At 64.7% G+C, this 13,205-nt stretch carries 9 protein-coding genes; 8 read left to right on the top strand and 1 reads right to left on the bottom strand.

Annotated features, from left to right (window positions below):
* The first annotated feature begins 94 nt into the window (after positions 1–94).
* The 7 genes from POM99_RS04365 to POM99_RS04335 all read left to right on the top strand — a co-directional run bounded on the left by POM99_RS04365 (position 95) and on the right by POM99_RS04335 (position 11,344).
* On the top strand, positions 95–2,623 hold the full coding sequence (locus POM99_RS04365) for a TonB-dependent receptor plug domain-containing protein (protein WP_277275583.1): 2,529 nt from the start codon (positions 95–97) through the stop codon (positions 2,621–2,623).
* A 101-nt stretch (positions 2,624–2,724) separates the two neighbouring features.
* A complete protein-coding gene (locus POM99_RS04360) occupies positions 2,725–4,689 on the top strand; it encodes a tetratricopeptide repeat-containing sulfotransferase family protein (protein WP_277275582.1) in 1,965 nt (654 codons plus the stop codon).
* A gap of 24 nt (positions 4,690–4,713) precedes the next feature.
* Positions 4,714–5,166: a c-type cytochrome gene (locus POM99_RS04355; RefSeq protein ID WP_277275581.1), complete on the top strand. Its 453-nt coding sequence runs from the start codon at positions 4,714–4,716 to the stop codon at positions 5,164–5,166.
* A gap of 56 nt (positions 5,167–5,222) precedes the next feature.
* Complete coding sequence (locus tag POM99_RS04350) at positions 5,223–6,812, top strand: flavin monoamine oxidase family protein (protein WP_277275580.1); 1,590 nt, start codon at positions 5,223–5,225, stop codon at positions 6,810–6,812.
* A 686-nt stretch (positions 6,813–7,498) separates the two neighbouring features.
* Positions 7,499–8,899 carry an aldehyde dehydrogenase gene (locus tag POM99_RS04345; RefSeq protein ID WP_277275579.1) on the top strand — a complete coding sequence of 467 codons (1,401 nt, stop codon included), beginning with the start codon at positions 7,499–7,501 and terminating at the stop codon, positions 8,897–8,899.
* A gap of 38 nt (positions 8,900–8,937) precedes the next feature.
* On the top strand, positions 8,938–9,792 hold the full coding sequence (locus POM99_RS04340; RefSeq protein ID WP_277275578.1) for a p-hydroxycinnamoyl CoA hydratase/lyase: 855 nt from the start codon (positions 8,938–8,940) through the stop codon (positions 9,790–9,792).
* A gap of 136 nt (positions 9,793–9,928) precedes the next feature.
* On the top strand, positions 9,929–11,344 hold the full coding sequence (locus tag POM99_RS04335; protein ID WP_277275577.1) for a M20/M25/M40 family metallo-hydrolase: 1,416 nt from the start codon (positions 9,929–9,931) through the stop codon (positions 11,342–11,344).
* Here the strand turns inward: POM99_RS04335 and POM99_RS04330 are convergent.
* Positions 11,316–11,945 carry a TetR family transcriptional regulator C-terminal domain-containing protein gene (locus tag POM99_RS04330; protein WP_277275576.1) on the bottom strand — a complete coding sequence of 210 codons (630 nt, stop codon included), beginning with the start codon at positions 11,943–11,945 and terminating at the stop codon, positions 11,316–11,318. The genes POM99_RS04335 and POM99_RS04330 overlap by 29 nt on opposite strands.
* 62 nt (positions 11,946–12,007) lie before the next feature.
* Between POM99_RS04330 and POM99_RS04325 the strand changes: the two genes are divergently transcribed.
* A complete protein-coding gene (locus tag POM99_RS04325) occupies positions 12,008–13,201 on the top strand; it encodes an aromatic ring-hydroxylating oxygenase subunit alpha (RefSeq protein ID WP_277275575.1) in 1,194 nt (397 codons plus the stop codon).
* The last annotated feature ends 4 nt before the right edge of the window (positions 13,202–13,205 follow it).

Genomic DNA, 13,205 nt, shown 5'->3' with positions numbered 1-13,205 from the left:
AGATCGCACCTACGCCCGAAGACCGGACAACCGGCAGCAAACGGGCAGCTTCCTGGGAGGGAACGCCGCGACAAACACAATTGGGGGTCTACACATGTCGCTATTTTCCAAGACAGCCACCGTCGCCCTGCTTGCCAGCACGGCTATTTCCACCGCCGCTTTCGCGCAGGAAGCGCCTGCGCCTGGCGATGCCGGTGAGGCCATCATCGTCACCGGCACCCGCACCACCGGCATGCGCGCAGCTGACAGCGCTGCCCCGCTGCAGGTGGTCGGAACGCAAGCGATGCAGGCGGTTGGCCAGCAGGATCTCAGCCAAGTTCTGGCGCAGAGCCTGCCCTCGCTGAACTTCCAGGCCTTCGGTGGCGATACCGCCAACCTCACGCTCAGCGTCGCGCTGCGCGGGCTGAGCCCGAATGACACGCTGGTGCTGGTCAACGGCAAGCGCCGCCACACCACCGCCAACCTCGCGGTGCTCGGCGGCTCGCCTTATTCGGGCGGTGCCACCACCGATCTCAGCTTCGTGCCCACCAACGCCATCGGCCAGATCGAAATCCTGCAGGACGGTGCCGCCGCGCAGTATGGTTCCGACGCGATTGCGGGCGTGGTCAACATCATCCTCAAGGACAAGTCCGAAGGCGGCCTGTTCACCGTTACCGGCGGCAAGAATTATGAAGGCGATGGCGAAACCATTTCCAGCGCGCTCAATATTGGCTTCAAGTTGGGCGATCGCGGCTTCGTGAACGTGACCGGCGAATACAAGTTCCATGATTACACGCAGCGCGGCAACTGCGACCGCCGCTACTTCACGCCCACCTGCTCCATCCGCACCGACATCGATCCCATCGACGCTGCGGGCGTGCAGCTCAACCCGTTCTTCCCGAACGTGAACCCAATCCTGGGCGATGCGAAGTACACCATCTACAACGTGATGGTGAATGCAGGCTACGAGCTGAGCGACAACGTTTCGGCCTATGCCTTCGGCAGCTATGGCAACCGCATCGCCAAGTCCTACCAGAACTACCGCCGCGCCACGCGCGTGGTCGGCACCACCAGCACGGGCGCAACGGTCTATCCGTTCCCGGCGGGCTTCAACCCGCAGGAAAGCCTGCGCGAGGAAGACTTCTCGGTTACCGGCGGCTTCAAGGGTGATCTGTCCGGCTGGAACTGGGATCTCTCGCTCACATATGGGCGTGACTCGGTGGCGATCTACACGCTGAACTCGGTCAACCCCGCGCTCTATGCCGATCTGCAACTGCAGAACCCGACGCTGATCGCTCCGCAGCGCAATTTCTACGACGGCACGCTGATCAACTCGGAATGGGCGGTCGAAGGCGGCGTCACCAAGGAATTCGAAGCGGGCCTGGCCAAGCCAATCACGCTGGCGTTCGGCGGCAACTACCGCAAGGACAACTACACCATTGTCGCGGGCGAGCCGGCCTCATACTACAAGGGCGGCGCGCAAGCCTATCCTGGCTTCGCTCCTTCAGACTCCGGCTCCAACGGTCGTGAGGCTTATGCCGGCTACATCGATCTCGCGGTCGATCCGGTAACCGGCATGCACATCGACCTAGCCGGGCGCTACGAGCACTACTCTGACTTCGGCAACGTTTGGACCGGCAAGGCCACTGCGCGCTATGATTTCAGCGAAGCCTTTGCGCTCCGCGGCACCGTGTCCAACGGTTTCCGCGCCCCGACTCTGGCCGAAGCCTACTATTCGTCGGTCAACGTCGGCCCCGGCACCATCTTCGGCCAGTTCCCGCCGAACTCGCCTGCTTCTACCGCGCTCGGCTTTGGCCCGCTGCAGCCTGAGAAGTCCACCAACTTCTCGGCGGGCCTCGTCGCCCACCCGATCCCGGGCATGCAGCTCACGATCGATGCCTACCAGATCAAGCTGAAGAAGCGCATCGTGCCTTCGGCCGCGATCTTCGGCTCGTTCGGCACTGAAGTGGTCTCGCAGGCGATCCTCGACGCGCTGGTCGCACGCGGCATCTCGCTGGTTGATGCCACCTCGTATTCGGGCATCAACATCTTCACCAACGGCGCGGATACCCGCACCCGCGGCATCGAAGCCACGCTCGATTACACCACTGACTTCGACGATGCCGGCAAGGTCGCTTGGACGGTGGGCTTCAACTACAACACCACCAAGCTGCTCAAGGTCTATCCGCTGCCTGCGCAGGTTGCCAATCCGGCCTATGGCCAGACCGACCTGCTCGACCGCAACTCGCGCGATGCGCTGACCCGCTCGACCCCGCGGGTGAAGACAATCGTCAACGCGCTGTGGACGTTGGGCAAATTCTCGGTGAACCTGCGCGAAACGATTTATGGCAGCTCGGCCCAGTGGACCAGCTACAGCGGCAGCGGCAACCCCGGCGCTGACGGCGTGACCGAACTCAAGATCGGCACAACCGCGATCACCGACCTGAACGTCGGTTACAAGCTGACCGGCGGCTTCCGACTGGATGTCGGCGCGAACAATCTGTTCGACAAGAAGGCACCGACGATCCCCACCGTTGGCGGCCGTCCCGCCAGCGGCGGCAACGTGTATAACGCGCCGCTCGCCTTCACCCCGTGGGGCATCAACGGCGGGTATTACTACGCCCGCGCCACCTTCACGTTCTGATGACGGGTTGACGATGGTCCCGGTCGCCGATCTCCCACGGCGACCGGGACAACCTCCCTGAAGTGTTGTACAGATAACAAGAACGCGGTTTTGAAAAGCAGATGCCGATCGTGACGCAGGACCCGCTCGAACAGGCCGCCGCCGCCTTGGCGAAGGACCCTGCAAGTGCCGAGCGGATCGCCCGGGGTATCGTCGCCCGCGCGCCGTCCGACCCCCGGCCACGCCTGATCCTCGCTTCCGCGCTGCGCCGCCTCGGCCGCCCGTCGGACGCGCTCCCCATCCTCAACGATCTCGCCCGCGCCTATCCCAATGCGGCTCGCACCCGCTTCGAACTAGGGCTCTGCCTGTGCGCCATCGGCCGCGGCGGGGAAGGGGACCGCCAGCTAGATGAAGCGGTGCGGCTCGATCCCAACCATGCCGAATCCTGGCGCGCCATTGAAGACCGCGCCTTCGTTGCCGGAGATGCACCGCGTGAGCTGCGCGCGCAGGCCGCACTGGCGCGCATCGACGCGGGCCATCCCGATCTCGGCCGCGCCGCCGAACTCGTCGTGCTGGGCCGCCATACCGAAGCAGAGCCCATGCTGCAGCGCTTCTGCACCGCCAATCCGCGCCATGCCGAAGGCTTTCGCCTGATGGCCGCGTGCCACGTTGCCCGCCGTTCCACCGCTTCGGCGGAAACCCTGCTGCGCCACGCGCTGACGCTGGCGCCGGACAGCACGCGCATCCGCTTCGATCTTGCCCACGCGCTCTACGCCGGGCGACAGGCGGGCAAGGCGATAGCGGAATTGCAGCCGCTGCTTGCCGCCGATCCCGCCAACTTCGCCTGGCGCAACCTGCAGGCCGCCTGCCTGGGCCTGCTGGGCGATGACGCGGGGGCAGAGGCGATCCATGCCGAACTGGCCGAGGCCTTTCCCGCCAATGCCCGCGTCGCGGTCAACCACGGCCATGCCGCGCGCACCGCGGGCAAGCGCGATATCGCCATTGCCGCCTATCGCCGCGCCACCGCGCTCAGCCCGCAGGCGGGCGAGCCGTGGTGGGGCCTCGCCAATCTCAAGATCGGCGTGCTCACCGATGCCGACGAGGCCGAGATGCGTCGCCTGCTGGACGGTCGCCTGCCTGACGATGACCGCATGCGCCTGTCCTATGCGCTTGCCCGTCGGCTCGAAGACGCCGGCAATGTGCAAGAGGCCTTTACCCACTATGCCACCGGCGCGGCACTGGCCCGCCGCCACTTTGGCGGGGAAGGGCGCGACTTTGCGGCTGAGGCTACGCGCACACTCGATCTTTACACGCCCGAATTCCTCGCCGCGCGGCAGGGCAGTGGTGTTGACAGCGATGCACCGATCTTCGTCGTCGGCCTGCCGCGCTCGGGCTCAACGCTTGTCGAACAGATCCTTGCCAGCCATCCGCAGATCGAAGGCACAATGGAACTGCCATATATCGCCTCGATCGCCTCGCGGATCGAGCTGGAAGGCGGAGCGGAGCGGCTGGCGGCGGCAACCCCAGCGGAACTACGCGGCTGGGGCGAGGAATATCTCGCGCTGGCGCAGGTCCACCGCCGCCTCGGCCGCGCGAAATTCATCGACAAGATGCCCAACAATTTTCGCTACATCGGCCTTATTCGCATGATCCTGCCGAACGCGCGGATCGTGGATGTGCGGCGGCATCCGATGGCGGCGTGCTTCTCGGGCTTCAAGCAGCTCTTCGCCGAAGGGCAGGAATTCTCCTACAGCCTCGATGACCTTGCCGCCTATTACCGGCACTATCTGGCTATCGTCCGTCACTTCCACGCCACGCAGCCCGGCGCGGTGCACACGCTGGTCTATGAAGACCTTGTCGAAAGCACCGAGGCGCAGGTGCGCGCGCTGCTTGATGCGGTTGGCGTGCCGTTCGATCCCGCCACGCTGCGTTTCTTCGAGAATGATCGCGCCGTGCGCACGGTCAGCTCCGAACAGGTGCGCCAGCCGATCTACCGCTCCGGCCTCGATCACTGGCGCCAGTTCGAACCGTTCCTCCAGCCGCTCGCGCAAGGGCTGGGGCCGGATCTGTCCGGCTGGCGCGATTGAAGGCCTCAAACCGACGAGTACGATATGAACAAGGCAATTCGGGTAGCAACACTGGCGGTTTCCGCGCTCTCGCTCGCAGGTGCGGCCATGTTTGCCGTTCCGGGCTTTGCACAGGACCGCCCCGGTCCCGGCGGCGTCGTCGCCCCGGCTGACGAGGGCAAGGAGCTTTACGAGCAGATCTGCCAAGCCTGCCACATGGCCGACGCCAAGGGCGGTGGTGAGGACGGCGCGCGCATTCCCGCGCTCGCCGGCAACACCAACCTTGCCAACAAGGACTATGCGATCATCATCCTGCTGAAGGGGCGCGGCGGGATGCCGTGGTTTACCGACATGCTCACCAAGCAGCAGATCGCGTCGGTCATCACCTACGTCCGCGGCCACTTCAACGATTACCACGATCCGGTGACCGTGGCTGACATCGAACGCATTGGCACCGCAAATCCGCCGGTGCCCGAATGCAACACCTGCGGCCATTGACGGGCCACTGATTACGCGCGTTCCTTTCTTCCCGACCCGACCACGAGGGGGTTTCCATGTTCGACAATTTCACGCCGCCCACCCGCCGCGATCTCCTGACCATGATCGGCAAGGCGGGCGGCGCTGCCGCCCTCTATCAGGCGATGACCGTGCTGGGCCACGCAAAGGACAGCCAGTTCATGGGACCGCCCAAGCTTTCGGGCGCAAAGCCGGGCGCCACCGTGCTGGTGCTGGGCGCAGGGCTGGCCGGCATGCTCGCCGCCTATGAACTGACCAAGGCGGGCTACAAGGTGCAGATCCTGGAATTCCAGGGTCGCGCCGGTGGTCGCAACTACACCGTGCGCGGTGGCGATACGATCACGGAACTCGGCTCCACCCAGAAAGTCACGTTCGCTCCGGGCAACTATCTCAATCCGGGGCCGTGGCGCATCCCCTACCACCACCGCACCGTGCTGCATTACTGCAAGGAACTGGGCGTCACGCTCGAACCGTTCCTGCAGATCAACCACAATGCGCTGGTCCATCACAAGAAGGCCTTCGGCGGCAAGCCGCAGCCCTATCGCGACCTGATGGTCGACTGGAAGGGCCATGTTTCCGAGCTTCTCGCCAAGTCGCTCAACACCGGCGCGCTCGACACCAGCGTGACTGCGGAGGACAAGGCCCGCCTGCTCGAAGCGATGCGCGACTGGGGCGTGCTCGACAAGGACATGAAGTATACCAAGAGCGACAAGCTTGGCGAACAGCGTGGCTGGGAACGTCCGCCGGGCGGCGGCGTCAACGGCGCGCCAATCGCCAACGATCCCTTCAGCCTCAGCGAAACGCTCGATTCCGGCATCTGGCAGACGCTCGGCTTCTATGCCGAACACGTGATGCAGACCACGATGTTCCAGCCCAAGGGCGGCATGGATCACATCGGCAAGGCCTTCCAGGCCCGCGTCGGCAAGATGATCCGCTTCAACACCCGCGTGACGAAGATCGCGCAGGACGACAAGGGCGTCACCGCCGCGTGGACCGACACCAAGACTGGCGCCACTGGTGAGACCAAGGCCGACTGGATGGTCTGCACCATTCCCGCGCCGGTGCTCAACCAGATCGATTTCCAGGTTTCCGACAAGAAGAAGGCCGCCGTGCGCGCGCTGCCCTATGGCAACTCGGTCAAGATCGGGCTCGAAATGAAGCGCCGCTTCTGGGAGACCGACCATGCCATCTATGGCGGCATCTCGTTCACCGACCAGGCGATCTCGCTGATCTCCTATCCCAGCGCGGGCTGCTTCTCCGATGGTCCTGCGGTCCTGCTCGGCGCCTATCCCTTCGGCGTCGGGGCCTACATGCTCGCGGGCATGACGCCCGAAAAGCGCATCCAGGCCGCGCTTGAGCAAGGCTCGGTGTTCCACCCGGCCGAATACAAGGCGGAGTTCCTCTCGGGCGCCTCGGTGGCGTGGAACCGCATGCCGTGGATCCTCGGCTGCTGCGCCACCTGGACCGAGGAGAGCCGCGCTGCGCACTATCAGGACCTCGTCGCCATGGAGGGCCGTATCGTCCTCGCCGGCGAACACTGCTCCTACTACGGCTGCTGGCAGGAAGGCGCGCTGCTTTCCTCGATCGACGCGATCACCCGCCTGCACCAGCGCGCCTCGGCCGCCTGATCCCTATCGGCGCGAAGCAGCGCCGGACCCTGCCATTGGGAAACGACGTGGCAAAGGTCCGGCGCTGCAGCGCCCGCGGGAATGCCGCTCTCCAGGGTGGGGCGGCAGCCGCGTGGTGACGGCCTTGCACAGGTGCAGGCCGCACCTGAAAATACACCCGCAAGCCGTTCAGCCGCAAGGGTTCTGTAACGTCGGACATGCCGCTGTGCGCGCCTTGGCGGGCGGGCATCCACATGATCTGTTGATCGCGGCGGAAGTCGCACTGCCTACGCTGCGCCGCACCTTCCCCGCACCGCGCGCAAACCTCGTCTGAGCAGGCCAAAAAAAAAGGGCCGCACGTTGCCGTGCGGCCTTTGAAAGTTTGGGAGAGGATGCCTGAAAGGCCTGCTCCACATGGCCCGCCAACCGATTCCCTGCAAGTGCGAAAGAGGAAATCACGGTTGCAGTTTTCGCAAGTCTCTGGTGATCATATTTGTGATCGGCTTGCATGTCGGCCTCGGGAGTAAAAGGCTTTCGTCAGTTTTTACATCAGCTTGGCCGCAATGGCGGCAGATTCGAACGATGGTTCCTCTTGCGGGGCTTGCAACTTCGAGCCGGATCGGCCTGCGCGATCCGGGCTGCGAGAGAATGCAGATTGCATCGCCTGCCCTGAATTGCTATAAGCCATAACAGTAAGGGAGAGTCGCATGATCTTCGAACGCATCAATCCGATGACTGGCGCCGTCGCGTCCAGTGCGCCCGCCATGCAGGCGGCCGACATGCCCGCCGTAGCTGCCCGTGCAGCAGCCGCATTCCCCGCCTGGGCCGCGCTGGGGCCAAACGCCCGCCGCGCCGTGCTGATGAAAGCTGCTGCCGCGCTCGAATCCCGCGCCGACGCCTTTGTCGAGGCGATGATGGGTGAGATCGGCGCGACAAAGGGCTGGGCGCTGTTCAACCTTGGCCTCGCCGCCAGCATGGTGCGTGAAGCCGCTGCGCTGACCACGCAGATCTCCGGTGAAGTCATCCCCTCCGACAAGCCAGGCTGCGTTGCCATGGCACTGCGCGAGCCGGTTGGCGTCATCCTCGGGATCGCGCCGTGGAATGCGCCGATCATTCTTGGCGTGCGCGCCATCGCCGTGCCGCTTGCCTGTGGCAACGCGGTTATCCTCAAGGCCAGCGAACAGTGCCCGCGCACCCACGCGCTGATCATCGAAGCCTTTGCCGAGGCCGGCTTCCCCGAAGGCGTGGTCAATGTTGTCACCAACGCTCCCGCCGATGCACCCGAGGTGGTTGGTGCTTTGATCGACGCCCCGCAAGTCAAGCGCATCAATTTCACTGGCTCCACCGCCGTTGGCCGCATCATTGCGGTCCGCGCGGCGCAGAACCTCAAGCCCTGCCTGCTCGAGCTTGGCGGCAAGGCTCCGCTGATCGTGCTTGAAGACGCCGATCTTGATGAGGCGGTGAAGGCAGCCGCCTTTGGCGCCTTCATGAACCAGGGCCAGATCTGCATGAGCACCGAGCGGATCATCGTGGTCGATTCCGTGGCCGATGATTTCGCGACCAGGTTCAAGGCCAAGGTCTCCGCAATGCCGGTGGGCGATCCGCGCGAAGGCAGCACCCCGCTGGGCGCGGTGGTCGATGCCAGGACGGTGGCTCACTGCCAGAGCCTGATCGATGATGCCGTTGCACAGGGTGCCACCCTGCTTACCGGCGGCGATACCACCCATAACGTGCTGATGCCCGCACATGTTGTTGACGGCGTAACGCCGGGGATGAAGCTGTTCCGCGATGAAAGCTTCGGCCCCGTCGTCGCCGTAATCCGCGCGCGCGACGAGGCGCATGCCATCGAACTTGCCAACGACACCGAATACGGTCTGTCCGCTGCCGTCTTCACGCGTGACACCGCCCGCGGCTTGCGTGTGGCTCGCCAGATCAAGTCCGGCATCTGTCACGTCAACGGCCCCACCGTGCATGACGAGGCGCAGATGCCCTTCGGTGGCGTCGGTGCTTCGGGCTACGGACGCTTTGGTGGCAAGGCCGGCATCGAAAGCTTCACCGAACTGCGCTGGATTACGATGGAAACCCAGCCCGGCCACTTCCCGATCTAAGTCACCTACCGATCTGATTTCCCAAGAGGACTCCAACCATGACCGACCAGCAGAAGATTGAACGCGCCGAAGAGGATACCGTCGCCTTCACCGTGGAAAACGGCATCGCCTGGGTGAAGTTCAATCGCCCCGAGAAGCGCAATTGTATGAGCCCCAAGCTTAACCGCCAGATGGGCAAGGTGATTGCCGATCTCGAATTCCGGGACGATGTGAAGGTCCTCGTGCTCACTGGCGAAGGCGATGCCTGGTCGGCCGGCATGGATCTCAAGGAATACTTCCGTGAAACCGAGGCGCAGGGCCTTGGCATGATCCGCAAGTCGCAGCGTGAAGCCTACAGCTGGTGGGAACGCCTGCGTTGGTATGAAAAGCCGACCATCGCCATGGTCAATGGCTGGTGCTTCGGCGGCGGTTATGGCCCGCTGTTCGCCTGCGACATCGCCATCGCGGCGGACGACGCGCAGTTCGGCCTGTCCGAGATCAACTGGGGCATCCTCCCCGGCGGCGGCGCGTCCAAGGTGGTGGCTGACCTGATGCCGCTGCGCAAGGCGATGTACCACGCCATGATGGGCGAAAACCTCACCGGCAAGCAGGCCGAGGAGCAGGGCCTGGTGACCGAGGCCGTGCCCGCCGACAGGCTCAAGGCCCGCGTGCTCGAAATCGCCGAGGCGCTGGCCAAGAAGGACGGCCATGCCCTGCGCGCCACCAAGTGGGCCGTGCGCCGCATGACCGAGATGACCTATGACAACGCCGAGGATTACCTGATCCGCGCGCAGGAAGCCCTGCACAACTTCGGTGGCGTGGAAGCCCGCAAGGAAGCCACTCGCCAGTTCCTTGACGAAAAGAGCTTCAAGCCTGGTCTCGGCACGTTCGACACCAGCAAGATCAAGCGCTGAACGAAGGTCCGCTCCGTCGTTCCCGAAAGGCCCCGGCTGCACCCCGCAGCCGGGGCCTTTCCCATTGTGACAAAAGCTGTTGCGCACCCTTTCCGGCCCCGCCACCTTGCGGCCGCAAAGGGAGTCGCAATCCACCATGACCCGTTCGATCCGTTTTGCCGCACCGTTCGCGCTCGCCGCCACGCTGCTCGGCCCGTCGGCAACTGCCGCCCCTGTAAAGGGCGCCTCGGCCGAGGCCGAAAAACAGGTGCTGGACCTGTCGATCAAGTCCATCGCCATCCGCTCGGTTCGGGGCGAGGGCAACCGCACGATCGATGTCGCCAACCTCTATCGCGATGCGCTGCTCGCCGGCGGGTGGAAGGCTTCGGATATCGAAATCGTGCCGGTTGACGATACCGCCTATTTCATCGCCACTTGGCCCGGAAGCGATCCCTCGCTCAAGCCGCTGGTCCTGTCCGGCCACATGGACGTGGTCGAGGCCAAGCGCGCCGACTGGCAGCGCGATCCCTTCGGCCCGGTGGTGGAAGACGGCGTGCTCTTTGGCCGTGGCGCCACCGACATGAAGCTGTCGGGCGCCATCGCGCTCGCCTCGCTGGTCGAATTGCGCAAGCAGGGGTTCAAGCCGCGGCGCACCATCGTACTCGAGTATTCGGGTGACGAGGAAACCACGATGAAGACCAGCGGCATCGTCGCCGAACGGCTCAAGAACGCCGAACTGGTGATCAACGAGGATGGCGGCGGCGGCATGTTCGATGGCGCCACCAACAAGCCGGTTGCCTGGAGCTGGAGCGGTGCCGAAAAAACCTATGCCGATTTCAAGCTGGAGGTGACCAATCCCGGCGGCCACAGCTCCGCCCCGCGCCCATCAAACGCCATCGTTCAACTCGCTACCGCACTGGAAAAGGTCGGCGCCTATCGCTTCGCGCCGGAACAGAGTGCTCTGACCAAGGCCTTCTTCCAGCAGGCCGCCGCCTTCGCGCCCGATGCCGCCACCGCCACTGCCATGCGCGCCTTCGCCACAAATCCCAACGATGCTGCGGCTCTCGCCGTCCTGCGCGCCAACCCCAGCTATGTCGGCGCAGTCGGCACTACCTGCGTGCCCACCATGGTCAACGCTGGCCACGCGCTCAACGCCCTGCCGCAGCGCGCCACCGCCAACATCAACTGTCGCATCTTCCCGGGGCACAAGCGGGCCGAGATCATGGCCGAGCTGGAAAAGGTCATCGGCCAGCCCGAAGTGAAGATGACTGATGTGTCCGAAGGCTCGCTTGAAACCGGCGCCTCGCCGATGCGGCCCGATTTCGTCGCCGCCTCGACCAAGGCGATCCGCGCCGCATGGGGCAAGGATGTCGTGGTCATTCCCGGCCAGTCCTCGGGCGCGTCGGACTCCATGTATTTCCGCGCGCTCGGCGTGCCCAGCTATGGTGCCAGCCCCGTCTTCACCCGTGATGACGAGGAATTCAGCCACGGCCTCAATGAACGCGTGCGCCTGTCGAACATCCGCCCCGGCCTGACCTATTATCTCAGCCTGGTGCCCGATCTGGCGAAATGACTCCGTCAAGGTGGCGGCGGGCCATCGCGCCCGCTTCCGCCACGGTGAAGCATCCGGGTGACAGGCACAGTTCCAGCCACAGGCCGTCAACCAGCGCGGTCGTGGAGATCGCCGCCAGCCGCAGTGCATCGGCCGCCACCCCGCAATCGGCCAGCAGTGCCTCCAGCCGCGCGCGATAGCCGGCATATTGCTCATCGTGCTGGCGCGCAATGTCGCCCCGCGCGGTCACCAGGCTCCAGAACGCGATCCAGGTGGCCAGCAGCGCGCGGGTGCCGATCGGCGGGGCAAAGCTCGCAGTAACGAAGGCCTCCAGCCGCGCGCACGGATCGCCGCCCGCTGCCGCTACCGCCGCATCCAGCGCCGCACTCACCTGCGCATCCACGTGGGCATAGGTTTCGGTCACCAAGGCATCCACCCCGCCGAAGTAATGCCCGATCAATCCCGGCGAAACGCCCGCTTCCTGCGCGATCGCACGCACACTCGCCCCGGCCGCGCCCGCCTTGGCCAGCACCCGTGCGCAGGCCTCGATCAGGCTCAGCCTTCGCGCATCGGGTTCTGCGCGGCGAAAGGAAGGGCCAAGGGTAGGGGGCAGGGTGCTCACTTGCATATCCTGCCAGCTGTTGTACGATCGTTCAACAAGCAATCGCGCAGTCCGGATTCGCCATGGCAGACCTCTCCAACGCCTTCGAACAGATCGCCGCCTACGAGGCTGCGGACGAGCACGATCCCGATGCGGACTGGAGCCTGCCTGGCTGGCTCTACACCGATCCTGAATACTACGCGCGCGAGGTCGAGGAGATCATCCGCCCCTCATGGCAGATCGTCTGTCATGAAAGCGATGTGCCCAATCCGGGCGACTGGCGCACGCTCGATTACATCGGCGAGAGCGTCATCGTCGTGCGCGGCGATGATCGGCAGGTGCGCGCCTTCGCCAACGTCTGCCGCCACCGCGCCATGCGGCTGGTCGAAGGGCCGTCGGGCTGCTCGAAAAAGCTGATCTGCCCCTATCACGCCTGGGCTTTCGAAACCGATGGCCGCCTTTCCGGCGTGCCGATGAAGAGCGACTATCCCGCCCTCCGGCTCGAGGACAACGGCCTCGCCAAGGTCGATATCGAGATCTGGCGCGGCTTCGTCTTCGTCCGGCTGGTGGACAAGGGCTTCCCCTCGGTCGCCGAGATGATGGCCCCGTTCGAGGAGGAGGTCGCCCCCTATCGCTTCGAGGACATGCGCCGCATTTCCGACGTGCGCCTGCGCAACCGCGCGGTGAACTGGAAGAACGTGGGTGACAACTATTCCGACAACCTCCACATTCCCGTTTCGCACGATGGTCTCACCCGCATCTTTGCGAAGAGCTACGAGATCTCGGCCCACGGCTGGGCAGACCGGATGAAGGGTGATCTCGTCGAAGGCCCCACCGCGAACTTCTGGGAAAGCTTCTATATCAAGCACCTGCCGCAGGTTCCGTACCTCTCGCCCACGGCGCAGCGGCGCTGGCTCTATTACAAGCTCTGGCCCAACATGGCCTTCGACATCTACGCCGACCAGATCGATTTCATGCAGTGGCTGCCCACCGGCCCCACCACCTGCGTGCTGCGGGAAATGGGCCATGCCTTGCCCGATGAGCGCCGCGAGATGAAACTCGCCCGCTATGCCAACTGGCGCATCAACCGCGTGGTCAACAAGGAAGACACCTGGCTGATCGAGCGTGTGCAGCAGGGCATGGCCAGCGGCACCTATGGCGCCGGCCCCATCGGCCGCAGCGAAGTCTGCCTGCGCAGCTTCGCCCGCAAGATCCGCGCGATCACCCCCGAAGCCCGTCTGCACAAGGCGCCGCCGCCGGGCTGGTCGAAGAAGTAGGAAT

This window comes from Novosphingobium cyanobacteriorum, from assembly GCF_029436685.1.
Classification (GTDB): Bacteria; Pseudomonadota; Alphaproteobacteria; order Sphingomonadales; family Sphingomonadaceae; genus Novosphingobium; species Novosphingobium cyanobacteriorum.
This window is presented reverse-complemented; position numbering and strand designations above follow the sequence as displayed.